The organism is Streptomyces mutomycini (assembly GCF_001700505.1).
Taxonomy (GTDB): Bacteria; Actinomycetota; Actinomycetes; order Streptomycetales; family Streptomycetaceae; genus Streptomyces; species Streptomyces mutomycini.
This window is the reverse complement of record NZ_MAPV01000107.1, coordinates 1-26,082: the sequence shown is the minus strand read 5'-3', so window position 1 is coordinate 26,082 and position 26,082 is coordinate 1. Positions and strand designations below refer to the sequence as shown.

Here is a 26,082-nt window from a genome sequence, read left to right as displayed (position 1 = left end):
CGCCGAGGAGTTCGGCGACTGGGGCGGGGCAGGTCACCGTCTGGCTGGTGGGGAGGATGTCGCCCGTGGAGAGCGCGTTGCGCAGACGCAGGTCGACGGGGTCGATGCCGAGCTTCGCGGCCAGCTTGTCCATCTGGCCCTCGTAGGCCGCGCAGACCTGCATCGCGCCCTCGCCCCGCACATGGCCGGAGGGCGGGTTGTTCGTACGGACCGCCCAGCCCTCGATGAAGGCGTGCGGGACGACGTACGGCCCGCAGGCGAAGGCGACGGCGGCGGCCAGGGATTCGGACGAGGAGTCGGCGTACGCGCCCGCGTCGAGGAGGATCTGCGCCTCGACCTTGACCAGCCGTCCTTCGGCATCCGCGTGGTGGCGGTAGCGCAGCAGGGTCGGGTGGCGGTGGGCGTGCCCGAGGAAGGACTCCTCGCGGGTGGCGGCCAGCTTGACGGGGCAGCCGGTGCGCAGGGCGAGGAGGCCCAGCGGGATCTGGAAGCCGGGGTCCTCACGGTCTCCGGTCGCTCCGGGGACACCGGTCACGACGATCTTGACCCGCTCGGGGTCGAGGCCGAAGCAGGCGGCTGCCAGATCGCGGTCGGTGTGCGGGTCGGTGGACGCCGTGTAGAGCTCGACGCCGCCGTCCGGGCGGGGCACGGCGAGGCCGGCCTCGGCTCCGATCGGGGCGGGGTCCTGGCGGCCGATGCGGTACAGGCCCTCGACGATGACCTCGCCCACGGTGTCCGGGTCGCCGTAGCGCAGCGGGATGTGGCGGATGAGGTTGCCGTCGGGGTGCAGGGGTTCGGCGGCGAAGGCCTTCTCGGGGTCCGTGACCGGTTCGAGGACCTCGTACTCGACGGCGATCGCGGCGGCGGCCAGCCGTGCGGTGTCGGGATGGTCCGCGGCGACGGCGGCGATCGCCTCGCCGTGGTGGCGCACGAGTTCGGAGGCGAAGACGGGACGGTCGACGACCCGGCGGCCGTACGAGCCGTCCCCGGGGATGTCCTCGTGCGTGACGACCGCATGGACACCCGGCATGCCGGCGGCGGCCGCCGTGTCGATCGACAGGATGCGCGCGTGCGGGTGCGGGGAACGCAGCACCGCGGCCCACAGCAGGCCCTCGGCCCAGAGGTCCGCCGCGTACGGGAAGGTGCCCTCGGTCTTGGCACGGGCGTCGGCGGGCGGCAGCGAGGTGCCAAGGCCGAGCGCGGGCGGCTCCTGGCCCGGGTCGGGGCCCTCGGGCGGCGGTGTCGCGCGCGTGGTGCTGGTCGCGGTGGCTGCGTCGCTGGTCACGCCGCCTCCTTGTCGTTCGCTCCGCTGTGGCGGCTGGTGGTGGGGATGACCGGTGGTGCGGGGGACGACGCGGTGTTCACCGGACGTCTCCCTCGTGCTCGGGTGACTGGGCACTGCCCTCGCCGGGCGGGGCCTGGTGCGGGATGCGCGGTTCGGCGTCGTCCGGTGCGGTGGCTCCCGCCTCCGCGATCGCCTCCCGGCCCGCGACGACGTCCCGTACGGCGTCGAGCACACCCCGGTAGCCGGAACACCGGCAGAGGTTGCCGCACAGGGCCTGCCTGGTCTCCAGCTCGCTCGGGGCGTGGTTGCCCTCCAGGAGGTCGTGGACCGTCATCGCCATGCCGGGGATGCAGAAGCCGCACTGGACGGCCCCGCACTCGGCCAGGGCACGCTGGACGTCGGACGGTTCACCGTCCACGGCGAGGCCCTCGACGGTGCGGACCTCGCTGCCCGCCGTCGTCGCGGCGGGCACCAGGCAGGAGGCCACGAGGCGGCCGTCGACCTGGACGTTGCAGGCACCGCACTCGCCCTGCGAGCAGCCGTCCTTGGCGCCGGCGAGACCGAGGCGCTCCCGGAGCACGTACAGGAGCGACTCGCCGATCCAGGCGTCGCTGACCGGGCGGTCCACGCCGTTGACGTGGAGGACGTACGCGACGGACGGGTGCTCGCTGGGGCCGCCGGAGAGGGCGGGGGCAGCGGACCCCTCCATGGGCTCCGTGAACTCCGTGTGCGCTGTGGGCTCCGTGAACTCCGTGGCCTCCACGGGCCCGTGCTCGTGCTCGTATCCGGGGCCGGCTTCGGTTCCGGGTCCGGCTTCGGTTCCGGCCTCGGTTCCGGCCTCGCTTTCGGGGACCTCGGCCGCTGTCGTCAGGGCTTCGGCCTCCGGGGCCTCGGCCGGCGGTGCCTCCGGGAGCTCTTCCGGCTGGGCGACGGTGTCACCAATGGCCTCACCAATGGCCTCAGCGGCCTCCGGGGCCGCCTCAGTCTCTTCGGGTCCTTCGATGGCTTCCACGGGCTCCGGGGGCCCCGAAAAAGCTTCCTCCACGGCGGCTTCGGGCTCGGGAGCCTGCGTCTGCGCCTGCGTCGCCCACGGCGCGGGAGCCCCGCCCGGCAGCGTGGCCGGTGGCATGTCCGCGTACCACTGGGAGGCCATCGCCGACGCCGCGAACTCGCCGGACTCCTCCGGGAGGTCGCCGTCCGTCACCGGGATCGTCCACTCACCGGTGTGACCGGCGGGCTCGGGAGTCGGTTCGGGCTCGGCGGGGACGGCCTCGGTGAAGTTCCACTGGGCCGTCGTGGACGACGTCTGCGCGTACTGCGACGTGTCCGGGTACGGCTGCTGGTAGGGATCCAGGGGCTGGTTCGGGTCGGGCCAGTGCACCGCGTCCGGCGCGGCCTCGGTGCTCGTGGAGTCGTCGGCCGCCCGCTCCTGCTGGCTCTGCGTCTGCACGACCCAGCTGCCCGTCGCCGCGGGGTCGAGCCCGGCGGCCGGGGTCAGCGGCAGGATCATCGGCGGGACGTAGCCGTGGCCGGGGGCGGCCAGCGGGTCGTTCCCGAGGCCGGCGAGGTCCTCCGGGGCCAGGTGCACGAAGGCGGTCGCCTCGGCGTCGTACTCACCGCCCTGCGGGGTCGGCTCCCAGCCGGCGTACGGGTCGGACTGACCGTGCCACTGCTCGGGGTTCTCTTCATTGCTCACGACAGTGCCCTCCCCAGCGCGCGTCGGGCGAGCGCGGCGACGGTGCGCCGCAGGTGCAGGACGGCGGGCGACAGCGGGGGTGCCTCTCCCCCGTCTTCCGGTGGTTCCTGGTCCGGGATGCAGGCCGCGGCGACGTACTCGCCGAAGGCTGCCAGCGCGTCCGGGGCCAGGCCGCGTTCGCCGTCCCAGTCGATCAGGGAGGCGATCCAGCGTTCGGCCTCCAGCGGCCGCAGGGGCATCGGGGCGATCGCGCCGACCGCGCAGCGCACCCCGCGCCGGGCCGGGTCCAGGACGATGGCGACGGATGCGGTCGCGCGGCCGGGACCGGTGCGGCCGGTCGCCTTGAGGAAGACCTGGGGGGCGTGCAGCAGCGGGACGCGGACGAAGCCGATCAGCTCGGCGGGCTCGAGCATCTCGCGGCCCGCGAGCAGGTGCGACACGGGGATCTCACGGCGGGAGCCGCCGGCCCCCACGATGACCAGCTCGGCCTCCAGGGCGGCCAGGACCGGCAGGGTGTCGCCGGTCGGGGCGGCGGTGGCGATGTTGCCCCCGAGCGTCCCGGCGTTACGGATCTGGGGCGGGCCCGCGGCGCGCGCGGAGGCCGCCAGCGCGGGGATGAGCGCGGCGAAGTCGGGCCGCCCCATGCGCGCGTGCGTGAGACCGGCCCCGAGCAGGGCGTGGCCGTCCTGGTAGTGCCAGCCGCGCAGCTCGCTGATCCGGCCGAGGCCGACCAGCCCTGCCGGGCGCAGCAATCCCTTGTTGACGGCCGACATGAGGTCCGTGCCGCCCGCCACGGGGACGGCGGCAGGCATGGCGCCGAGAGCCGCCACGGCCTCGTCGAGCGAGGCCGGGAGCGTCACCGACTGCATCGCCTGCGGTGCGTGCGTGGTCAACCCAGCTGCCCCTTCCCGGTGTCCCGGCAGTCCCGCCTGTCCGCCGTACGGTACGTGCTCACGGCCGGGACGTGGCAACTCTGGCACATCTTCCGGGCTGTCCGACGCGAGGGTCCACGAAGGGCGTTTCCTTCCCCGGGCAGGGGATATACCGCTCTTTGGCGGCTTTTCTGCCCTGCACGCGAATTGCCACTCTTCAGGGAATTCGCACGACTTGCCCCGTTTCCCCTGGCCGGGTGTGGGGCGGCGGTCACACGGTCGGGGGCGGTCCCTCGATCGGGCGACCCAGGACGCCGGGCCGGCGCTGCCACGGCTGCGGTCCCGCGGGCGGCCGGTAGCCGACACCCAGGGCGTCGAGGCGGGCGTAGTGGGTGTTCATCCTGCGCTCGAACCCGGCGAAGTCCCGCTCACCGGGGGCCGGCAGTGGTGACCACGCGACCTCGGCGAAGGCGGCGAGCCTCGGGAACACCTGGTAGTCGACGCGGTCCCGGTTCTGCATGACCTCCGTCCAGACGTTGGCCTGGATGCCCATGATGTGGCGGGCCGCCTCCTCGGAGAGGCCGGGGGGCACGGGCTCGAAGCGGTAGACGTCCTCCAGGGTCCGGACGTACCCGATGGGCATGGGCTCCTCGGGGCCGCCGTCCTGACGGTGGTCCAGATAGACCTGCTGCTCCGGGCACATCACCACGTCGTGCCCCGCCTCCGCCGCGGCGATCCCGCCCGCGTACCCCCGCCACGAGGACACGGCGGCGCCTTCGGCGAGTCCGCCCTCCAGGATCTCGTCCCAGCCGATGAGGCGGCGACCGTGGTCGGCGAGCCAGCGGTCGAAGTGGCGGATGAACCAGGACTGGAGTTCGTCCTCGTCCGTCAGGCCGAGTTCGCTCATGCGCGCCTGTGCCGTCGGCGACTGCCTCCACTGGTCCTTGAGGCATTCGTCGCCGCCGACGTGGATGAACGGCGACGTCTCCGCCGGGAACAGCTCGAGCAGTTCCTCGAAGACGCCCTCGAAGAAGCGCAGGGTGTTGTCAGTGGGTGCGAGTACGTTCGGGTTGATGCCCCAGGTGTCCCACACGGAAAGCGCGGAGGTGTCGATGACATCGGTGTTGCCCAGTTCCGGATACGCGCTGATGGCTGCCTGCGAGTGGCCCGGGATGTCGATCTCGGGGACGACGCGGATATGCCGTTCGGCGGCGTACGCGACGATTTCGCGGATGTCGTCCTGCGTGTAGAAGCCGCCGTGCGGAGTCCCGTCCCAGAGTTCGGATGCCCGGTGGCCGTACTTGGTGCGTGCGCGCCAGGCGCCAACCTCCGTGAGCCGGGGGTGGCGCTTGATCTCCACGCGCCACCCCTGGTCGTCGGTGAGGTGGAAGTGGAAGACGTTCAGTTTGTGTGCGGCGAGCAGGTCGAGCATGCGCAGCACGCCGTCCTTGGGCGTGAAGTGCCGTGCCACGTCGAGCATCAGGCCGCGCCAGCCGAAGCGCGGACCGTCCTCGATCTCCGCGAGGGGAACGCGCCTTTCGGCACCGGGGCTCACCGGTGCGCGGCGGAACGCCTCGGGGCCCAGGAGCTGCCGGAGGGTCTGCGCCCCCCAGAACACCCCTGCCGCGCTTCCACCGGTGATCCGTACGCCCCTGACGGGCTCCACCTCCAGCCGGTAGCCCTCGGGCTCCAGCGAGGCGTCGACGCGCAGCTCGACGGTGTTCGCGCTGCCCGCCGCGTCCGTGGGGGCCGGGGCGAGCGGCAGACCGAAGGCGGCCCCGAGCGTGGTGCGCAGCCAGCGTTCGGTGCCCCCGGTCCCGGGTCCCGCGGTGAGGGTGGTGGCACCGTCGAGGAGGAATCCGCGGCCGTCGTCTCCGCCGGCGCGTACCGGCGCCGGAATCAGGTTGTCCATGTCAGTCCTTCACGGCTCCGCCGAGTCCGGAGACCAGCCGCCGTTGTACGAGGACGAAGAAGACCAGCACGGGAATGGTCATCACCGTCGAGGCGGCCATGATCCCTCCCCAGTCGTTCTCGTCGGGCTTGAAGAAGACCAGCAGCGCCATGGGGAGCGTCGACTGGGAGGTGTCGCTGATGATGAACGATTTCGCGAACAGGAAGTCGTTCCAGGTCGAAATGAAGGAGAAGACGCTGGTCGCCACGAGCCCGGGGAAGACGAGCGGGAAGAGGATCTGCCACAGGAAGCGGGTACGGCTCGCCCCGTCGATGTAGGCGGCCTCCTCCAGGGCGTCCGGGACGGCCTTGACGAATCCGCGCAGCATCCAGATCGCGAACGGCAGCGAGAAGGCGAGGTGCGGCAGGATCAGTGATCCCAGCGTGTTGAGCTGGCCGAAGTCCCGCATCAGGAAGAACAGCGGGATGGTCAGCGCCTCGACCGGCACCATCTGCGCCACGAGGAACATGATCAGCAGGGTCGTGCGGAACTTGAAGCGGAACCGGGTCACGGCCGTCGCCGCGAGGAAGGCGATCAGCGCGGAGGCTATGACGACCGTACCGGCGACGATCAGGCTGTTGAGGAAGTAGCGGCCGAATTCCTGCTGTTCGAAGACGCGGCGGAACGAGTCGAGGGACGGGGCCAGGGTCCAGGGCCGGGCCTCGGTCGACTGGATCTCGCCCGCCGGCTTGAAGGCGGAGAGCACCATCCAGTAGAGCGGGAAGGCGACCGCGGCGGCGATGACGAGGGCGGCGGCCTCCGCCGCCAGCCTCCCCGGCCTGCGGACGCGCAGAAGCGCACGTGCGGTCACAGTTCCTCCCCCTGGCGGCGCACCAGGCGCAGATAGACCAGCGTCACGGCCAGCAGGATCACCAGCATCACGACGCCGATCGCCGATCCGAGGCTGTACTGCGAGGACGCGAACGCCTTCTGGTAGGCGTACACGTTGAGCACCAGGTTCTGGCCGGCGATGCCACCGCCGTTGGTCATGACGTAGATCTGGGTGAAGACCTTGAAGTCCCAGATGACCGACTGGATGGTGACGACGATCAGGATCGGCCGCAGCATCGGCGCCATGACCGACCGCCAGATCCGCCACTGCGAGGCACCGTCCAGCGAGGCCGCCTCCAGCACCTCGGAAGGGATCGCGCGGATGCCCGCGTACACGGTCACCATCACGAACGGGAACGAGCACCAGAGCACTTCGAGGAGCACCAGGGCGAAGGCGCTGTAGCGGCCGTACGTCCAGGAGAAGTCGCCGAGTCCCAGCACCTTGTTGACCGGGCCGAAGTCCGGGTCGAAGAGGAACACCCAGACGGTCGAGCCGGTGATCGCCGGGGTTGCCCAGGCGCCCAGCGCGGCCATCATGAGCGCGAGCCGGGGCAGTGCCCGGATGCGGGTCAGCAGGACGGCCAGGGCGCATCCGACGATCAGGGTGGCGAGCACGCAGGCCGTGGCGAAGACCACGGTCGCCAGGAGCACCTGCCAGAACTGGCTGTCGCCGAAGAGCGTGGCGTAGTTGCCGAAGCCCTGGAAGGTGGTCGGTTCGCCGCCGCTGACCTGGGCCTGGGTGTACTCCAGGAAGGAGATCAGGCCCAGTTGGTAGATCGGGTAGACGAGGAGTCCGCCGAGCAGGACGAGCGCGGGCAGCAGGTAGAGCCAGGGGGTCCAGCCGGAGCGCCGCGTGGGTGAGGCCGGGCGGCGCCGGGGCGTGCGGGCAGGTGCCCCGCCCGCCCCGGGCGCCCGGGCGGGGACCTTGCGCAGTGCGGTGTTCGCGGTCATCGTCAGCCCGCGTCGGCGAACGCCGCGTCCATCTTCTTCGCCGCGTCGTCCGAGGCGGCCGCCACGTCCTTACGGCCGCTGACGATCTCCTGGAACATCGTCGGCAGGACCAGCGAAGCGTCGATCTGGCCCCAGGCCGGGGAGGCGGGGACGAACTTGGCGCCTGCGCCGAGCGTGTCGACGAACGGCCCGACGAACGGCTGCTGCTTCGCGACCGTGGCCCGCACGTCCGTGTAGGTCGGCAGGAAGCCCATCGCGTCGAACATCTTCGCCTGCGTCTTCTTGCCGGTCAGTGACTTCATCAGGTCGACCGCGAGGGTGCGGTGCGAACTGCTCTTGAGCACACCTATGTTGTTGCCGCCGGCGAACGCCGGGGCGATCGAGCCCTGCTTCACCCCGGGCAGCGGCACGACGGCGTACTTGCCCTTCACGGCGCCCGCCTCGACCGCGGCGTGGCTGAAGTCGCCGCCGATCGCCATGGCCGCCTTGCCGGACGCGAAGGCGGTGACGGTCGCGTTGCCGCCCATGGCCGCGCACTTGGCCGCCGGGCAGTTGTCGTCCCCGAAGAGCGAGGTGTAGGCCTCGATGCCCTTCCGGGCCTTCTCGCTGTTGATGGCCGACGCGTAGCTCACGCCGGTCTCGTCGGCCAGTTCGCCGCCGTGTGCCCAGATGAAGGGCATCGCGCCGTAGGTGTACGCGCCGCCCACCGCGAGGCCGTACAGGTCCGGCTTCTCCTGGTGGATCTTCTTCGCGGTGGAGATCAGCTCGTCCTGGGACTTCGGGGGCTCGATCCCGAGGTCCTCGAAGACGTCGGTGCGGTAGTACAGCGCCCGTACGCCGACGAAGAGCGGAGCGCCGTACACCTGGCCGTTCACCGTCACGGACTGCCTGGCGGTCGGGTCGGTGTCCTTGGCCTCGTCCCAGGCGGCGAACTCCTTGCTGACATCGGCCAGTCCGCCGTCCTTCACGTATCCGGCGGTGTCGGTGTTGCCGTACTCGATGAGGTCGGGGGCGCTGTCCGGGTCGTTGAAGGCGGCCTTGATGCGCTGGGCACGGGTGTCGACGGGTATGTACTCGACCTCGACCTCGGCCCCCTCGTGGGACTTCTCGAAGTCGGCGACCGCGGCGTCGACGACCTTCTCCTTGGGCTTGTTGCCGACCTCCTGGAAGAGCCAGACGCGCAGCGTCCCCGTCTTCTCGTCGCCCTCGGCGCTGGTGTCGGAGGTCTGCGGCGCGCAGGCGGTGGCGGTGAGGCCGGCCAGCACAAGAGCCGCAGCCGGAGCGGCAATTCGGGCAGAAAGCTTCATCCGGGACCCCTACCGGTCAGTCGTTGCATTCCATGCAACGTGCGTTTCGTTCTGCACAACTGGCAGGAGACTAAGGGCGCCTCAGCACGCCGACAAGTGGTCTCAACCACTCTGTGACCACGTGGTGCAGCCCGTGCAACGCACGCCCCGCGTCACCCGGACGCCTCCGCCGCGTCGCGTGCCCAGGCATCCGGACACGCGAACGGCCCCCGGGGCACGCGTCGCCGCGCGCTCCGGAGGCCGGGGTCAGGGATCCGTACGGAAAAAAGGGATAAGAGGCCGGGTGGGCTACTTCTTGCCGCTGTTGTCCTTGCCGCCCTTGCCCTTGTCCTTGTCGCCGCCGGCGCCCATGGACTCGTAGATCTCCTTGCACATGGGGCAGACCGGGTACTTCTTGGGGTCGCGCCCCGGCACCCAGACCTTGCCGCACAGTGCCACCACGGGAGTGCCCTCCAGGGCACTCGCCATGATCTTGTCCTTCTGGACGTAATGGGCGTAGCGCTCGTGGTCACCGTCGCCGTTCGACACCTGTGGCGTCGGCTCCACGAGGGTCCCCGTACCTGCCCCGCGTTCGGGCTCAAGAGTGCTCATAACTGCCAAGCGTACTGAAAGCTCCGAGCATCAGTTCAGCGAAGGGTCGTCCGGATACGTGGCGATCATCGCCAGTTCGCTGCGCTGCCGCCGCAGAACGGCGCGCCAGAGGTTCTCCGGGCGCGGCGACGAGACGTCGCCGGGCTCCGACTCGACGACGTACCAGGCGCCGTCCGCCAGCTCCGTCTCCAGCTGACCGGGGCCCCAGCCCGCGTATCCGGCGAAGATCCGCAGCGAACCGAGGGCCGCCGCCAGCAGTTCCGGCGGCGTGTCCAGGTCCACCAGGCAGATCGCCCCGTGCACCCGGCGCCAGCCGATGGGGGCTCCGGTGCCCGGGGCGGGGGCTCCCGCGTCCGGGCGGGAGCCCTGGGACAGCCCCTCGTCCCCGGGGATCACCGCCACGCCCAGCGCCGAGTCGAGTGACACCGGGCCGCCCTGGAAGACCACGTCCGGCTCACCGGCGAGGCCGGCCCAGGACGCCAGGATGTCTCCGACGCCGACGGGGGTCGGCCGGTTCAGGACCACGCCGAGCGAGCCCTCCTCGTCGTGGTCGAGGAGCAGCACCACCGCACGGTCGAAATTCGGGTCCGCCAGGGCCGGCGCGGCCACGAGCAGCCGCCCTGTGAGCGAGGACACCTCCGTCATGGCAGAGATGATCCCGCATCTTCGCTCTCCGCGGGGCACAAGTGGCCCGCCCGGTCCCGCCCGGCGCCGGTCCGCAGCTCAGGCCGTACGCACACCGCACGGGCCCCCGCGGGGCACGGGAGTACGGGGCGGCCGGACGCCCCGTACGGACGGTGACCCTCCGCAAGGCCCGGGGAGCAGAACGTGGTGTGACGGATCGGCGACGTCCGTACACCCCCCGGCGCCTTACTGAAGGAGGGCCGGAGGCCATTACCCTTTTGATGGCCCCCTGCCCGACCACTCCGGAACGCGAGATTCATGACCGGCACAGACGATGTCCTGCTTGTCCACGGCGGAACCCCGCTGGAGGGCGAGATCCGCGTCCGAGGCGCCAAGAACCTGGTGCCGAAGGCAATGGTCGCCGCGCTGCTGGGCAGCGGGCCCAGCCGGCTCCGCAACGTGCCCGACATCCGCGATGTGCGGGTGGTCCGGGGACTGCTGCAGCTGCACGGCGTGACCGTCCGCCCCGGCGACGAGCCGGGCGAACTCATCCTCGACCCCTCGCACGTCGAGAGCGCGAACGTCGCCGACATCGACGCCCACGCGGGCTCGTCGCGCATCCCGATCCTCTTCTGCGGCCCGCTGCTGCACCGCCTCGGCCACGCCTTCATCCCGGGCCTCGGCGGCTGCGACATCGGCGGACGGCCGATCGACTTCCACTTCGAGGTGCTCCGCCAGTTCGGCGCGACCATCGAGAAGCGGGCGGACGGCCAGTACCTGGAGGCCCCGCAGCGGCTGCGGGGCACGAAGATCCGGCTGCCGTACCCGTCGGTGGGCTCCACCGAGCAGGTGCTGCTGACCGCCGTCCTCGCCGAGGGCGTCACCGAGCTGTCCAACGCGGCCGTCGAGCCGGAGATCGAGGACCTCATCTGCGTACTGCAGAAGATGGGCGCGATCATCTCCATGGACACCGACCGGACCATCCGGATCACCGGTGTCGACAGGCTCGACGGTTACACCCACCGGGCGATCCCGGACCGTCTGGAGGCCGCCTCCTGGGCGTCCGCGGCCCTGGCGACCGAGGGCAACATCTACGTGCGCGGCGCCCAGCAGCGCTCGATGATGACGTTCCTCAACACCTTCCGCCGGGTCGGAGGCGCCTTCGAGATCGACGACGAGGGCATCCGCTTCTGGCACCCGGGCGGCCCGCTGAAGGCCATCGCGCTGGAGACGGACGTGCACCCCGGCTTCCAGACCGACTGGCAGCAGCCGCTCGTCGTGGCCCTGACGCAGGCCGCCGGCCTGTCGATCGTCCACGAGACGGTGTACGAGTCCCGGCTCGGCTTCACCTCGGCGCTCAACCAGATGGGTGCTCACATCCAGCTCTACCGCGAGTGCCTCGGGGGCTCCGACTGCCGCTTCGGGCAGCGGAACTTCCTCCACTCGGCGGTCGTGTCCGGGCCCACGAAGCTCCAGGGCGCGGATCTGGTCATCCCCGACCTGCGCGGCGGTTTCTCGTACCTGATCGCCGCCCTGGCGGCCCAGGGCACGTCCCGGGTGCACGGCATCGACCTGATCAACCGCGGCTACGAGAACTTCATGGACAAGCTGGAGAAGCTCGGCGCCAAGGTCGAACTCCCCGGCGGCTCGCTCGTCTGACGCTCCGCCGGTGCACTCCGGCGTACGCACAGTGCTGCCGCACACAGCATTGCGCACCCGCGCACCACAGTCCGCCGCCCCGGCCCCGCGAGGGACCGGGGCGGCGGACTTTCGCGTTCCCTGCCCCGGAACGCTCGTGGGCGCCGGTTCCGGCACGCGCGCGCCGCGTTCCGGCACCGGCACGCGCGCGAGCGCCGCAGAACGCCCGTACAGAGCCGAACGGGGCGGAAGCCTCCCATCGGGACCACCCAGGGTGCCGGGGCGCCGCAGGGCACCTCACAGCGCCCGCAAGGGTGATGTGCGCGGGGGCGGGGACTCCCGGATGTGGTCCCGGGCATGCCGAAGGGCGGCCGTCCCGGTCGGGACGGCCGCCCTTCTTGATGCCTCTGGGCCTTACTTGCCCTTGGCGGCTTCCTTGAGCTTCGAGCCCGCGGAGACCTTCACGCTGTAGCCGGCCGGGATGTTGATCGGGTCGCCGGTCTGCGGGTTACGAGCGGTGCGAGCGGCACGGTGGGTGCGCTCGAAGGTCAGGAAGCCGGGAATGGTGACCTTCTCGTCGCCCTTGGCGACGATCTCGCCGACGGTCTCGGCGAGCGCGGCCAGAACGGCGTCGGCGTCCTTGCGGGTCACCTCGGCACGGTCGGCCAGGGCGGCCACCAGCTCACTGCGGTTCATGTTTGTACTCCCGTGTTCTTCTTGCCTGTGAGGCGTGAGATCGAAGCCGATGCTGCCAGGGCCCTCTGACAGTCCCCGGACCCGGGTCTGATGTCAGACCCTCGCGCCCGAATACGCATCCTGCCCCCACCTGCGGCGCTAACGCCAATCCGGAACCCCTCTGCGTCACACGAAAAGCACCACCACATGCCCGTGATGACGTTCCGTCGACTTCCTGGAGCGGTCCGCAGCGGATGCCGGGCCGGTGGGTCTCGCTGCCCGCCCACCCTAAAGGGGCGTTTGGGACGCTGTGACCCGCGACGCGCCGGACGGGCCGTCCGGACGTGAGCTACGGCACCGTCCGCGGGAGTCGTGGCCGGCCCCGCGAACGGCGTGCGAACGGGGCCGTCCGGGGTACGGCCCTATGCGGGGCCGGCGGCCGCCTCGGCGATTCCGGCGGCCTTCGCGGCCTCCCGTACGGCGCCGGCGACGGCGCCCGCGACCTTGTCGTTGAAGACCGACGGGATGATGTAGTTCGCGTTCACCTCGTCCTCCGCGACGACGTCGGCGAGGGCGCGCGCGGCGGCCAGCATCATCTCGGTGTTGACCGTGCGGGACTGGGCGTCCAGCAGGCCGCGGAAGACACCCGGGAAGACCAGCACGTTGTTGATCTGGTTCGGGAAGTCCGAGCGCCCCGTGGCGACGACCGCCGCCGTCTCACGGGCGATCGCCGGGTCCACCTCGGGGTCCGGGTTCGCGAGCGCGAACACGATCGCACCCTCCGCCATGGCCGCCACGTCGGCGCCGTCCAGGACGTTGGGGGCGGACACCCCGATGAAGACGTCGGAGCCGGTCACGGCCTCCTTCAGGGTCCCGGTGACACCCTCGGGGTTGGTGTTGTCGGCGATCCAGCGCAGCGGCGAGTCCGGGGTGGCGTCCACCAGGTCCGCACGGCCCGCGTGCACCACACCGTGGATGTCCGCGACGACCGTGTGCTTGACGCCCGCCGCGATCAGCAGCTTCAGGATGGCCGTACCGGCGGCACCGGCACCGGACATGACGACCCGTACGTCACCGATCGACTTGCCCACCACGCGCAGCGCGTTCGTCAGCGCCGCCAGGACCACGATCGCGGTGCCGTGCTGGTCGTCGTGGAAGACCGGGATGTCCAGGGCTTCGCGCAGCCGTGCCTCGATCTCGAAGCAGCGCGGCGCGGAGATGTCCTCCAGGTTGATCCCGGCGAAGCCGGGGGCGATCGCCTTGACGATCGAGACGATCTCGTCCGTGTCCTGCGTGTCCAGGCAGATCGGCCAGGCGTCGATCCCCGCGAAACGCTTGAAGAGGGCCGCCTTGCCCTCCATCACGGGGAGCGACGCCATCGGGCCGATGTTGCCGAGCCCGAGCACCGCGGAGCCGTCCGTGACCACGGCGACGGAGTTCCGCTTGATCGTCAGACGACGCGCGTCCTCCGGGTTCTCTGCGATCGCCATGCAGACCCGCGCCACACCCGGGGTGTAGATCATCGACAGGTCGTCACGGTTGCGGATGGGGTGCTTCGACGCCATCTCGATCTTGCCGCCGAGGTGCATCAGGAACGTACGGTCCGAGACCTTGCCCAGGACGACACCGTCGATGTCACGCAGGCCTTCGACGATCTCGTCCGCGTGCGAGGTCGAGGAAGCCGCGATCGTGACGTCGATCCGGAGCTTCTCGTGGCCGGAAGCGGTCACGTCGAGGCCGGTGACCGAGCCTCCGGAGGACTCCACGGCCGTGGTCAGCTGGGAGACCGCTGTGCCGCTCGCGGGCACCTCCAGCCTGACCGTCATCGAGTACGAGACGCTGGGCGCCGTTGCCATGGCCGAGTCCTTCGCTTTCCTGAGCTTCGTTGCCGCACGCAGATGGGGCCGGGCCCCGTACGTGCGTTCCGATCGTCGCACCTACCGGCCGGTAGCAGGTAATGAGTGCCATCTTTCGGAAACTTTTTTCCACCATACGAGAAGCAGGTGTTCTGCGTAAACCCCGATCGGCTGCCGAGACCGCGGTGCCTGTGGTGCCCCTCCCGCACCGCGGGCACCCCGTGAACACGAACAGACCCGCGCCACCATCAGGTGACGCGGGTCTGTCTTCTGCGAGTCAGGTGACACCGGCCCGCCATGCTCGCCTCGCGGCAAGTGGTCGCTCGTAGCGACGAAGGTTGGGCCCGGGGGCTTGGATCGAGCCGGTGCCGACACCAGGCTAACAAAGACCCCGGAAAAGTGATTCCCGTGCGACGTGTTGACTCGGAAAGGCCGCCCGTACACAGCGGAAGTGGCCCCCGCACCCGGGCGCCGGCCGCGCCCCTCTCAGTCCCTCAGCAGGTCCGGGACACCCTTCTCGTCCGGCATGTCGCGCTCCCCGGAGATAACGGTGAGCTGCTGCGTCGCACGGGTGAGTGCCACATACAGCACCCGCAGCCCTGCCGGGGACTCGTCAGCGATCTCCGCAGGTGAGACCACCACCGTGGCGTCGTACTCCAGGCCCTTCGCCTCCAGGCTGCCCAGCGCCACGACCCGCTCGCCGAGATCCTCCAGCCAGGCGCGCGCCTCGGCTCGGCGGTGCATGGCGACGACCACACCGACGGTGCCGTCCACCTCCGCGAGCAGCCTGCGGGCCTCCTCCCGGACGGTCGAGGCGAGGTCCCCGCCCCGCACCGTCTCGAAGCGGGGCTCGACACCCGTCGAGCGGACCGCCTTCGGGGACTCCATCCCCGGCATGGCGAGCGCCAGCACCTTGGACGCGAGCTCGGCGATCTCCGCCGGGTTGCGGTAGTTCACGGTGAGGGTGAAGTGACGCCGCGGCCGGTTGCCGAGCGCCTCGTCACGGGCGGCGGACGCCTCGTCCGGGTCGGACCAGGAAGACTGTGCCGCGTCTCCGACGATCGTCCAGGTGGCGTGTCTGCCCCGGCGGCCGACCATCCGCCACTGCATCGGCGTCAGGTCCTGCGCCTCGTCGACGATGACGTGGGCGTACTCGGTGCGCTCCGCCGCCAGCCGCTCGGCCCGCTCGCGCTGCGTCTCCTCACGCTGCGGCATCAGCTCCTCCAGACCCGTGAGCTGGTCCAGCGGATCGGCCTCCCGCTTCCTCTTCGGGCGGGCCGGGGTGCCCAGCAGGGTCTGCAGCTCGTCCAGGAGCGCCACGTCGTGGACGGAGAGGGGGCCCTTGCCGTCCTCGTCCAGCCGCCGCAGCGAACGGGCCAGGCGGCGCACCTCGCCCTGGTTGAGGATCCGGCGCGCCCACCTGTTCAGGCGCCGCTCGTCGGACATCGCGGCAAGCACCCGGCGAGGGGTGAGCTCCGGCCACCAGGCGTTCAGGAAGGTGAGGAACGGCGTCTCGGTCGACACGTCCTCGTCGAACGAGGAACGCAGCTCCGCGGCCAGCTCGGGGTCGGTGTAGCGGCCCCGGCCCGAGGACTTGTTCCACAGGGCGTCCAGGAGCAGTTTGCGGGCGCGCGGGCGCAGCAGGTTGACCGGTGCCGTGCCGCCGAGCACGTTGTGCCGGATCCGCCGGAGCTCGTCCGCCTCCAGCTCGACGCGGGCGCCGAAGGCCACCACCCGCAGGCGGGTCGGGGTGCCCGCCTCGGCCGGGGCCTCTTTGAACTCCAGCTGCCCTTCATGTGCGGCGGGCCTGGGCGCCGGCTGCTCCAGCGCTCCGCGGGCCACTTTGCGCAGCACGTGGAGCATCCGGGACGAACCCTTGATCCGGGCGACGGCGGGCTCGTCGTACGTGGTCGCCCCCTCCACCCCGGCGGCCTCGTCGGACAGCGAGCCGACCGCGCGGATCGCGACCTGGCCCTCCTCGCCGAGCGAGGGCAGCACTCCTTCGGTGTACGCGACCAGGAGGGGGGTCGGCGAGACGACGAGGATGCCGCCCGCGTACCGCCGGCGGTCCTGGTAGAGGAGGTACGCGGCCCGGTGCAGGGCCACGGCCGTCTTGCCGGTACCGGGGCCGCCGGACACCTCCGTGACGGAGGCCGCGGGGGCGCGGATCACGAGGTCCTGCTCGGCCTGGATCGACGAGACGATGTCCCGCATCGTGTGGCTGCGGGCCTGGCCCAGTGCTGCCATCAGGGCGCCGTCGCCGATGACGGGCAGCTCGTCGCCCTTCAGCCGGGCGGTCAGCTCCGGGCGCATCAGGTCGTCCTCGACCCCGAGGACCCTGCGGCCCTTGGAGCGGATGACTCGACGGCGCACGACCCGGCCCGGGTCCTTGGGCGTCGAGCGGTAGAAGGGCGCGGCGGCGGGCGCCCTCCAGTCGATGACCAGCGGCGCGTAGTCGGAGTCGAGCACTCCGATACGGCCGATGTGGAGGATCTCCGCGATCTCGGCGGTGCCGTCCTCCCCCACGGCGTCGTCGGCCGCCTGGACGGAGGTGAAGGCACCGTCCGGGCCGCGTTCACCGTCCTTGCCGCGCAGCAGGTCGATCCGCCCGAAGAGGAAGTCCTCGAACTCACTGTTCAGCCGGTTGAGGTGTACGCCGGCCCGGAAGACCTGCGCATCCCGTTCGGCGAGTGCCCCGGGGGTGCCTACCTGGCCCCGCTTGTTGGCGTCCTGCATGAGAAATTCCGCCTCGTCGATCTTCTCTTCGAGACGGCGGTAGACCCGGTCCAGATGTTCTTGTTCGACACCGATCTCCCGGTCCCGCAACGAATCGACAGCGGCATCCTGCGCGGCCACCGAGGCCCCCTTCTGACGTGCATCAAGCAGCCGTCAACCGTACGTGAAAGGGAGCCCCCGGCGCACCTGCCGCTCCGGTTGCGATCAGGCGTCGATCTCCACCAGCCGCTCGCCGTCGAAGGTGCGGACCTCGAAATGGTCGATGTCCCCACGTGCCATGGCGGTGCCCCCGTGCACATACAGGGGGTTCTGTGCGCCCGCGTGGGAGGAATCCTCGATCCCGTATCCCCATTCCGGCACGGACCAGGAGGTGACGACCTCCTCGTCACCGGTTCCCGACACGGCGATCAGGCTGCATTTCTGCGGACCCTTGACGTTCTTCAGTTCCAGGACCGTGTGCGTGCCCCATGCCTTCGCCTCCATGCCGACCGTGGCGTCGACCCGGGTCACGGGGTCGGTCGCCGTCCTCTTCTCGGGCATGTGGTGGAAGAAGGCGTCCTCGGCGGGGCTCGTGGGATGCGGGTCGGCCGCCTCGACCCGCGGGCCGGGGTCCTCACCGGCCACGGCGGTGACCGCGACGACCGGGCCGCCGATCACGAGGACCGCCGCCGCCGCGACCAGATACCGCGCGCGCCGCCGCCGCCCCGACCGCTTCCGCGCGACCTCGTCGACGAGCCCCTCCAGCAGCCGGGGCGCGGGGCGCTCCGGGACGTGCGGGACGGGGCGTGCGCCCGGGTCTGCGGCCGGTGCCTCCGCCAGCATCGCCAGCATGGGTTCCATCCCGGCGAATTCGTCGAGATGCGCGGCACACTGCGCACAGCCGGCCAGATGGGCCTCGAAGGCGCTCGCCTCGGCGTCGTCGAGGACGCCCAGCACATAGGCGCCGGCCGCGTCGTGTCCCGGGCCCTCCACGGGGAACGCGAAGAGGTCGTCCGGAGGTACGGGCGGGCCCGGGGTGCGCCGGGGGCCGGCCGGGCGGGGGCCGAAGGGCTGCCACTCCTGGTCGCTCATGCCGTGATCCCCCTCTCCTCGAGTGCGAGCTTCATGGAACGCAGTGCGTAGAACACCCGGGACCGCACGGTCCCGCTGGGGATACCGAGGACCTCGGCCGCCTCGTTGACCGTACGGCCTCTGAAGTAGGTCTCGACCAATGCTTCCCGGTGGGCCGGGGTCAAATCGTCGAGGGCGTCGGAGAGCGTCATCAGCCACAGCGCCTTGTCGATCTCGTCCTCCGCGGGGATGACCTCCAGCGGCGACGGATCGACCTCGCGGGGCCGGGCCTGCCGGCTGCGGTGGCCGTCGATGACGATGCGCCGTGCGACCGTCACCAGCCAGGGGCGGACGGAGCCGGTGGCCCGGTTGAGCGAACCGGCGTTCTTCCAGGCACGGATGAGCGTCTCCTGCACCACGTCCTCGGCCCTCTGGCGGTCGCCCGCGACGAGGCGGAGGACGTAGGCGAGGAGCGGCCCGGCGTGTTCGCGGTAGAGCGCCCGCATCAGCTCCTCGTCGGGGACGCCTGAGGGAGGGCGGGGCGGTGCACCGCGATGTCGAGCCCTGTGCGGACGGTCATCGGCCACGGCCGCATCCTTGCGCACCCGAACCTCCCGGTCGAGACCCTGTCGAGCTCTGTGGCCATCGGTACGGACGCGGGGTCGGGTTCATTCAAGGGACGGACAACTTTCTTTCCCCCGACGACGGTTGGGGGCCGCGAGTGACGTACGTCGACGGCGTCGCAGCCCTCACGCGACGCCGGCGCCGGGTCACCCGCTCCCGGTTTCCGCAGGTCTCGCCGGACACCGGCGCCGCCGCCGGCAAGGGCCGTGCTCAGGGACTGCCGTCGTGCAGGATGCGCTGGAACATCCGGTGGTCCTGCCACGCACCGTTGATGTGGAGATAGCGCGGCGCCGTGCCGTACAGCTCGAATCCGCACTTCGCCAGGACCCGCTGCGAGGCCGCGTTGTCCACGACCGTCCCGGCTTCGATCCGGTGCAGCCCGAGCTCGTCCCGCGCCAGCTCGCAGACCCGGGAGACGGCGGCCGTGGCCAGCCCCCTGCCCGCCCGGCCGACGTCGGTCCAGTACCCGAGCCGGGCGTTGCGGAACGGCCCGCGCTCGATGCAGACGAGCGTCATCGCCCCCACCACCCGGTCCTCGTCGTCGGCCAGTGCCCAGGGCATGACGCGCCCCGCGTCCCGGTCCGCGAGCAGCCCGGTCAGGCGCTGGGCCTGGCCCTCGGGGGTGTAGAAGGCTTCGGGGCGCACGGGCTCCCAGGGCCTCATGTAGGCGCGGCTGCGGGTCAGGGCCTCGGCGAAGGACTCCGCGTCCGTGAGGGCCACGGGCCTCAGCCGGACCCCGTCGGCCAGGGGATGGGTGTCGTTGATCATCCCCGCACCGTAGCCCGTATCGGCCTGTATCGGCCCGTCAGGAACCGTCGTACTTGGTATCCGCCGAGGGGTCAAGCGCCAGCCGGTAACCCCGTTTGACGACCGTCTGGATCAGCCGCGGCTCCCCCAGGGCCGAACGCAGCCGCGCCATCGCCGTCTCCACCGCGTGCTCGTCGGTACCGCTGCCGGGCAGTGCCCGCAGCAGGTCGGCGCGGGAGACCACCCAGCCCGGCCTGCGGGCCAGCGTGTGCAGCAGGGCCATGCCGGCCGGGGGCACCGGGCGCAGGGCGCCGTCGACCAGCACGGCGTGGCCCCTGATCCCGACCAGGTGGCCGGCGACCGGGAGCGTACGGGCGCGGGCGGGCAGCTGGGCGCAGAGCACCTGGACCAGCGGGCCCAGCCGGAAGCGCTCTGGCTGGACGGTGTCGATTCCCTTGGCCTGCAGCGGGAGGGCGGTGACCGGCCCGACGCAGGCGGTCAGAACGTCGTGGTTCAGGGCGTCCAGCACCTCCGGGAGCATGCCGCGGGCCTCCGCCCGGTTCAGGTAGGAGGCGGCGGCGGGAGCGCTGGTGAAGGTGAGGGCGTCCAGGCCGCGGGCCACGGTGGTGTCGAGCATCCGGTCGAGCGGCGCGATGTCCTCAGGGGGCATCCACCGGTAGACGGGTACGCCGACGACCTCGGCGCCCGCCGCCCGGAGCGACTCCACGAAGCCGGGGAGCGGTTCGCCGTGCAACTGGAGGGCGACCCGGCGGCCCGAGACGCCCTCGCCGAGCAGCCGGTCCAGGACCTCGGCCATCGACTCCGACTGCGGCGACCACGCCTCGGTGAGCCCGGCCGCCCGGATGGCCCCCTTGACCTTGGGGCCACGGGCGAGCAGCTCGACGCCGCGCAGCAGTTCGAGGAGCCCGTCACCGATGCCCCACCCGTCGGCGGCCTCCACCCAGCCCCGGAAGCCGATGGCGGTCGTCGCGATCACGACGTCGGGTGCGTCGTCGATCAGTTCCTTGGTGGCGGTCAGGAGTTCGCTGTCGTCCGCGAGCGGCACGATCCGCAGCGCGGGCGCGTGGAGTACCGAGGCGCCCCGGCGGGTGAGGAGCGTCCCGAGCTCCTCGGCGCGACGGGCTGCGGTCACACCGACCGTGAAGCCCGCCAGGGGCCCGTGCTGTGCGTCGTCGTCGTGCATGGCGTGATTACCCGGCTCTCGTCCCGCTGTTGCTCGATGATGCGGAGGACCGAGACTGTCAACCCCGCGTGACAGTCTCGGTTCCCCTGTATTTCCCGCCCGTTACGTCCTGCGACGCGCAGAGGTCATCCTCACACCTCGGCATAGCTGAGCTGGGGCTTCGCGGCCACCGCTTCGGTGCGCCGAAGGTATACCGCCCACGTGAGGCCGAAGCAGACGGCGTAGAAGCCGAGGAAGCACCAGAAGGCGGCCGTCCCGGTGCCCGAGCTCGCGAAGGACTGGCGGAACGCGAGGTTGATCGCGAGACCGCCCAGGGCCCCGACCGCCCCGATGAGTCCCATGGCCGCGCCGGAGAGCCGCCGTCCGTATGCCGCGGCCTCCTCGCCGCGCAGCCCCTTCGCGATGCCCTGCGCGTGGAAGATGCCCGGGATCATCTTGAACGTGGAGCCGTTGCCGAGCCCCGTCAGCACGAACAGCGCGATGAAGCCGACGAGGAACACCGCCAGCGACTCGATGCCCGAGGCGTAGACGACGACACCGGTCGCCGCGGCCATGGCCGCGAAGTTCCACAGGGTGATCCGGGCGCCGCCGAACCGGTCGGCGAGCAGGCCGCCCGCGGGCCGGACCAGGGAGCCCAGCAGCGGGCCGATGAAGGTGAGCGAGGCGGCCTGCAGCGGGGTCCGGCCGAACTGCGTCTGCAGGACGAGCCCGAAGGCGAAGCTGTAGCCGATGAACGAGCCGAAGGTGCCGATGTAGAGCACCGACATGATCCAGGTGTGCGGCTCGCGCACGGCCTGGAGCGCCGCCCCCGTGTCGTTCTGGACGGGCCGGAGGTTGTCCATCCTGAACGCGGCGGCGAGCGCGGCGACGATGATCAGCGGGACGTACACCCCGAGCACGATCCGCGGGTGCGCGGCCCCGGCCAGGCCGATCACCAGCAGGCCGACGAGCTGGACGACCGGGACGCCGATGTTGCCGCCGCCGGCGTTGAGGCCGAGCGCCCAGCCCTTCTTGCGCAGCGGGAAGAAGGCGTTGATGTTCGTCATCGACGAGGCGAAGTTGCCGCCTCCTATGCCGGTGAGCGCGGCTACGACGAGGAACGTGGTGTACGAGGTGCCCGGCTCCATCACCCAGAAGGCGGCGAGGGTCGGCACCAGCAGCGACAGGGCGCTGAAGATGGTCCAGTTGCGCCCGCCGAACAGTGCGACCGCGAAGGTGTACGGCACCCGCACGACGGCGCCGACGAGGGTGGCCGTGGAGATCAGGAAGAACTTCCCGGCCGGGTCGATGCCGTACTCCGGCCCCATGAACAGGACCATGACGGACCACAGGGACCAGATGGAGAACCCGATGTGCTCCGAGAGCACGGAGAACCACAGGTTCCTGCGGGCGACCTTCTCGCCCGTCTCTCGCCAGAAGGTCTCGTCCTCCGGCTCCCACTGCTCGATCCAACGACCGGCCATCACGCGCCTCCACAGGGGTCGGGGTGTTGTTCTGATGACCCTAGGGAGTCCGCGTTTCGGCGCGGTGCCGTGAGGTGACCGGTGCGCAACCTTGGTCTCACTCGGGCGCCGGGGACGCGGTGAGCCGGGCCCGGGCGGGTGCGGTGGACCGGGCCCGGCGGGGGCGGTGGACCGAGGTCGGGCGGGTGCGGTGGACCGGGCCCGGCGCACCCCCGCGTCCGGTCAGGCCCGGCGCGCCCGCCCGGCACCGTTCGGCCACAGGCGCGGCCGGCGTTTGGCGGCGACGTCCTCGACCCAGCCGAACGCCAGGATCGCGAGCCCGATCAGCGGCCAGATCGCGATCAGGATCAGCACCTCGTAGGACTTCTCTATGTACGTACCGAACGTGTCGCCGAACCACGGGACGGACCAGAGCTGGTCCACGAGGTGTGCTGCCGCCATGAACAGCAGGTTGTGCCACAGATAGATCGTCACGGCCCTGTTGTTGGCCAGCGTGACCAGGCTGTCCCACCCGGCGAGCCTGCCTGGGAGCTTCTGCCAGGACGGGGCGTAGACGAGGAGGATCGCGCAGAAGCCGAGGGACCAGGTGGCCTGGGCCAGCGGGATCTCGTCCAGGTTCCAGCCCTCCTCGGTGAGGTGCCCGGACGCCCACCAGAGGCCGAAACCCATGACGATCGCGGCGGACGACACCGCCAGGTAGCGCGGGATCTCCTTCAGCAGCCCGTCGTTGTGGGCGAAGCCCAGGATCCAGCAGGAACCGAACACGGCGAAGTCGACGAGGCCCTCGCCGAAGGTGCCGGGGACGGTCACGAGGCCGGTGCCGATCACCGCGGTGAGGGCGACCGGGGCGAGCAGCGTCACCCAGGGCAGCCTGCGGAACGCCTTGAGCAGCAGCGGCGAGGCGAGCACGAACCAGAGGTAGGCCCGGATGTACCAGAGCGGTCCCACCGCCTGGTCCGCCCAGCTCAGCTCCAGCCATCCGCCGTCGAAGCCGCTCTCCTCGGGATACGGGGGTGAGCCGAGCGGGAACAGATAGCTCCCGAGCTTGATGAACCACCACAGCCCCTCCTCCCGGACGGGCTTCCAGCTCAGCGCGAACATCACCGGCACGACGACGAGCGAGAACGCCCACATCGGGGGGAACAGCCTGCGCAGCCGGCCTCGGATGACGCTTCCAGCCGGCCGGGCCAGCGAGCGGGCCATCAGCGAACCGGCCAGGGCGAACATCACGCCCATGGACGGGAAGACGATCGTCAGCCAGGCCCAGCCGAAGAGGTGGAAGACGACGACGCGGACCAGCGCCACGGCCCTGAGCAGGTCGAGATAGCGGTCGCGTCCGGGCCTGGCGCGGGGCGCGGAGGCCTCGGCGGTGGTGTCCGGGACGTCGGGTGCCCGCTCCGGGTACGCCGCCGGGGCGGTCGGGTACGGGGCGGGCGCGTGCGGAGCGGGCGCGTGCGGAGCGGGCGCGTGCGGAGCGGGCGCGTGCGGAGCGGGCGCGTGCGGAGCGGGCGCGTGCGGAGCGGGCGGCGGAGCGGTGTACGCGGCGCCGGCGTGCGCCGGGTGGGCACCGCTCTGCTGCGAGGGCACCCAGGGGGCGTCGGACGACGGCCGGGTGCGGTCGTCGTATCCGGCGCCGTCCCACTGCTGCCGGTCGGGACGGGTCACGCCACCGGCCTCCTGTCCTTGTCCGTGTCCTTGCGGCGGTTCGGTGCGCCGCCCGGCGCCTCCACCACGCCCGTGCGCCGCAGCTTCTGCCAGCGCAGCCGGCCACCGGTGAGAGCGGTGATCCAGGACTGGAGCAGCACGACGTACATCAGCTGCCGGTAGAGGATCTGCTGGAGCGGCAGGGAGATCAGATGGGTCATGCGCTCCCGGTCGAGCCGGAAGGCGTACGCGGCGCAGACCGCCTGCACGAGCAGGACCCCGAACCAGGCCGCGACCGTCTTCCCCGTCGGGCCGAAGACGAGTCCGTACAGCAGGAACACGTCGATGAGTGGCGCCAGCAGCGGGGCGACGACCATGAACAGTGCGACGAACGGCAGTCCCACGCGCCCGAAGCGGCCCGAGGGCCCCCGCTCGATGACGGCGCGGCGGTGCTTCCAGATGGCCTGCATCGTGCCGTACGACCACCGGTAGCGCTGCGACCACAGCTGCTGCACGGACTCCGGGGCCTCGGTCCAGGCCCTGGCGTTCTCGGCGTAGACGACACGCCACCCGTCGCGGTGCAGCGCCATGGTGACGTCGGTGTCCTCGGCGAGGGTGTCCTCGCTCATGCCGCCGATCCGGTCCAGCGCGTGCCGGCGGAAGGCGCCGACCGCACCGGGGATGGTGGGCATGCAGCCCAGGAGGTCGTACATCCTGCGGTCGAGGTTGAAGCCCATCACGTACTCGATGTGCTGCCAGGCGCCGATCAGCGAGTCGCGGTTGCCGACCTTGGCGTTGCCCGCGACCGCTCCGACCCGGGAGTCGGCGAACGGCTGCACGAGCTCGCGCACGGTGGACGGTTCGAAGACCGTGTCGCCGTCCATCATCACGACGATGTCGTAACGGGCGTTCCTGATGCCGTTGTTGAGAGCGGCGGGCTTGCCGGCGTTGCGCTGCCGCACGACCCGGACGTTCGGGATCCACATCGCTTCGACGAGGTCGGCGGTGCCGTCCGTCGAGCCGTCGTCGATGACGATGACCTCGATCGGGTAGTCGCTGGCCACCAGCGACCGCACGGTGGCCTCGATGCACTCGCGCTCGTTGTACGCGGGCACGAGGACCGACACCGGGCGGGTGAACTCCTCGCCCCAGCTGAAGTCCCTGCGTCGCACCTTCCTGGCGTGCAGGAAGGAGAGCAGCAGCATGAGTCCGAAGCGGACCATCACCAGGACGCCGATGACGGCGAGGCCGACCACCAGGACACCGGTGACGTGCTCGGAGATCTCCACCGCCCCCACGAACGCCTTGCCCTTCCAGAGCGCGAAGCCGGTGACCGGGGTGTGCGCGCTGGGGGCGCCGAGCGCCGAGGTCAGGTTGGTGAAGTCGTAGCCCCGCCCCTGCATCTGCGGCAGGAACTTCCCGAGGGCGGCCACGGTCTGGGACCGGTCGCCTCCGGAGTCGTGCATCAGGATGATGGCGCCCTTGCCGTGCTCGGGCGTCGCGCGCTCGATGATCGCGTCGACACCGGGGCGCTTCCAGTCCTCACTGTCGGTGTTGTTCACCACGGTGAGGTAGCCGCGGCTGCCGATGTACTGCGTGACCGGCCAGGACTTGTTGTCCATGGCGTCGGAGAACGAGGAGTACGGAGGCCGGAACAGGGACGTGCGGATGCCGGCCGCGCCCGCAAGCACCAGCTGGTTCTGGGAGAGCTCCCAGTCGATGCGGCTGGTGGACTGGAAGGAGAGGTCGGGGTGGTTGAAGGTGTGCAGTCCGATCTCATGCCCCTCGTCGACCATTCGCTCCACGAGGTCCGGGTGGCGCGAGGCCATGGTGCCGGTGACGAAGAAGACGCCGTGCGCGTCGTGCTTCTTGAGCTCGTCCAGGACGCGCGGGGTCCAGACCGGGTCGGGGCCGTCGTCGAAGGTCAGAACGATCTTGTGATCGGGTATCCGGAGCGTTTCGGCGTCCTCGCCCGCCGTGCGGGCGTCGATGACCGGACCGCCTTCGAGCACCCCGTCCGGAACCTGGGTGGTGGCGGCGGGGGCCTGGATGCGGTGGTCGGCGAGGATCTCGCTGTGCACGTATCCGCGCAGCATGAGCATGGCGAGCAGGGCCACCAGAAGGAGCGAGGGCAGCAGATAACGCATGGGAAGTCTGCGCCGTACGGTCCGCTTCTTCCTCCGGTGGTGCCTGCCCCGCGAAACGGGGGTTGTCATCTACTGAACGCCTTCTTGTGGTTGCACCGGTGATTCCGAGGGGTCCGGGGACGCCGGCGGGCTCTCCCCGGCGGGCGGGTCGGGGTCGGCCGGCGGGGACGGCTCGTCGCCCGGCTGTGCG

The 26,082-nt window shown here is 71.2% G+C and carries 20 protein-coding genes; 1 reads left to right on the top strand and 19 read right to left on the bottom strand.

All coding sequences use genetic code 11. From position 1 onward, the window contains the following. The 9 genes from BFF76_RS16520 to BFF76_RS16480 all read right to left on the bottom strand — a co-directional run. Nucleotides 1-1,285: xanthine dehydrogenase family protein molybdopterin-binding subunit (locus BFF76_RS16520; protein WP_167359501.1), on the bottom strand; the 1,285-nt coding region annotated here is incomplete at its 3' end. Between the two features lie 76 nt (nucleotides 1,286-1,361). Continuing rightward, the gene (locus tag BFF76_RS16515; protein WP_065848497.1) at nucleotides 1,362-2,981 is read right to left on the bottom strand and encodes a (2Fe-2S)-binding protein; all 1,620 of its coding nucleotides are present in this window, start codon (nucleotides 2,979-2,981) and stop codon (nucleotides 1,362-1,364) included. Then, a complete protein-coding gene (locus BFF76_RS16510) occupies nucleotides 2,978-3,874 on the bottom strand; it encodes an FAD binding domain-containing protein (RefSeq protein WP_031100097.1) in 897 nt (298 codons plus the stop codon). Before BFF76_RS16510 ends, BFF76_RS16515 begins: the two co-directional genes overlap by 4 nt. Nucleotides 3,875-4,124: 250 nt before the next feature. Then, entirely contained in the window at nucleotides 4,125-5,765 is a 1,641-nt protein-coding gene (locus BFF76_RS16505; protein WP_065848496.1) for a beta-N-acetylhexosaminidase, read from the bottom strand. 1 nt (nucleotide 5,766) lies between these two features. After that, nucleotides 5,767-6,615, bottom strand: coding sequence for a carbohydrate ABC transporter permease (locus BFF76_RS16500; RefSeq protein ID WP_031100093.1), 849 nt, complete (start codon nucleotides 6,613-6,615; stop codon nucleotides 5,767-5,769). Continuing rightward, nucleotides 6,612-7,586 carry a carbohydrate ABC transporter permease gene (locus BFF76_RS16495; RefSeq protein ID WP_065848495.1) on the bottom strand — a complete coding sequence of 325 codons (975 nt, stop codon included), beginning with the start codon at nucleotides 7,584-7,586 and terminating at the stop codon, nucleotides 6,612-6,614. The genes BFF76_RS16500 and BFF76_RS16495 overlap by 4 nt, the downstream gene beginning before the upstream one ends. Nucleotides 7,587-7,588: 2 nt before the next feature. Further along, nucleotides 7,589-8,893 (bottom strand): extracellular solute-binding protein, encoded by a 1,305-nt coding sequence (locus BFF76_RS16490; RefSeq protein WP_031100089.1) that lies wholly within the window; start codon nucleotides 8,891-8,893, stop codon nucleotides 7,589-7,591. Between the two features lie 288 nt (nucleotides 8,894-9,181). Next, a complete protein-coding gene (locus tag BFF76_RS16485) occupies nucleotides 9,182-9,484 on the bottom strand; it encodes a DUF3039 domain-containing protein (protein WP_042837321.1) in 303 nt (100 codons plus the stop codon). Between the two features lie 30 nt (nucleotides 9,485-9,514). Further along, a complete protein-coding gene (locus BFF76_RS16480; RefSeq protein WP_065848494.1) occupies nucleotides 9,515-10,129 on the bottom strand; it encodes a YqgE/AlgH family protein in 615 nt (204 codons plus the stop codon). A 297-nt stretch (nucleotides 10,130-10,426) separates the two neighbouring features. Between BFF76_RS16480 and murA the strand changes: the two genes are divergently transcribed. Next, nucleotides 10,427-11,767, top strand: coding sequence for a UDP-N-acetylglucosamine 1-carboxyvinyltransferase (gene murA / locus BFF76_RS16475; protein WP_053929411.1), 1,341 nt, complete (start codon nucleotides 10,427-10,429; stop codon nucleotides 11,765-11,767). 393 nt (nucleotides 11,768-12,160) lie between these two features. On the opposite strand, the gene BFF76_RS16470 is transcribed toward murA, so the two are convergent. From BFF76_RS16470 to BFF76_RS16425, 10 genes are all read right to left on the bottom strand, one after another. After that, nucleotides 12,161-12,442, bottom strand: coding sequence for an HU family DNA-binding protein (locus BFF76_RS16470; RefSeq protein ID WP_003968811.1), 282 nt, complete (start codon nucleotides 12,440-12,442; stop codon nucleotides 12,161-12,163). Nucleotides 12,443-12,843: 401 nt separating this feature from the next. After that, complete coding sequence (locus BFF76_RS16465; RefSeq protein ID WP_053929410.1) at nucleotides 12,844-14,277, bottom strand: NAD-dependent malic enzyme; 1,434 nt, start codon at nucleotides 14,275-14,277, stop codon at nucleotides 12,844-12,846. Nucleotides 14,278-14,763: 486 nt separating this feature from the next. Continuing rightward, a complete protein-coding gene (locus BFF76_RS16460; RefSeq protein ID WP_031100651.1) occupies nucleotides 14,764-17,133 on the bottom strand; it encodes a HelD family protein in 2,370 nt (789 codons plus the stop codon). An 84-nt stretch (nucleotides 17,134-17,217) separates the two neighbouring features. After that, nucleotides 17,218-18,084, bottom strand: a complete 867-nt coding sequence (locus BFF76_RS16455; RefSeq protein ID WP_031100653.1) for an anti-sigma factor family protein — start codon at nucleotides 18,082-18,084, stop codon at nucleotides 17,218-17,220. Beyond that, nucleotides 18,081-18,668, bottom strand: a complete 588-nt coding sequence (locus BFF76_RS16450; protein ID WP_078850808.1) for a sigma-70 family RNA polymerase sigma factor — start codon at nucleotides 18,666-18,668, stop codon at nucleotides 18,081-18,083. The genes BFF76_RS16455 and BFF76_RS16450 overlap by 4 nt, the downstream gene beginning before the upstream one ends. A gap of 229 nt (nucleotides 18,669-18,897) precedes the next feature. After that, complete coding sequence (locus BFF76_RS16445) at nucleotides 18,898-19,455, bottom strand: GNAT family N-acetyltransferase (protein WP_031100658.1); 558 nt, start codon at nucleotides 19,453-19,455, stop codon at nucleotides 18,898-18,900. Between the two features lie 37 nt (nucleotides 19,456-19,492). After that, nucleotides 19,493-20,638 carry a uroporphyrinogen-III synthase gene (locus BFF76_RS16440; protein ID WP_053929409.1) on the bottom strand — a complete coding sequence of 382 codons (1,146 nt, stop codon included), beginning with the start codon at nucleotides 20,636-20,638 and terminating at the stop codon, nucleotides 19,493-19,495. Nucleotides 20,639-20,769: 131 nt separating this feature from the next. Continuing rightward, on the bottom strand, nucleotides 20,770-22,101 hold the full coding sequence (locus BFF76_RS16435) for a nitrate/nitrite transporter (RefSeq protein ID WP_065848493.1): 1,332 nt from the start codon (nucleotides 22,099-22,101) through the stop codon (nucleotides 20,770-20,772). Nucleotides 22,102-22,323: 222 nt separating this feature from the next. Continuing rightward, on the bottom strand, nucleotides 22,324-23,766 hold the full coding sequence (locus BFF76_RS16430; protein ID WP_244167288.1) for an acyltransferase family protein: 1,443 nt from the start codon (nucleotides 23,764-23,766) through the stop codon (nucleotides 22,324-22,326). After that, the gene (locus tag BFF76_RS16425) at nucleotides 23,763-25,961 is read right to left on the bottom strand and encodes a bifunctional polysaccharide deacetylase/glycosyltransferase family 2 protein (protein ID WP_079122395.1); all 2,199 of its coding nucleotides are present in this window, start codon (nucleotides 25,959-25,961) and stop codon (nucleotides 23,763-23,765) included. Before BFF76_RS16425 ends, BFF76_RS16430 begins: the two co-directional genes overlap by 4 nt. Nucleotides 25,962-26,082: the final 121 nt, after the last annotated feature.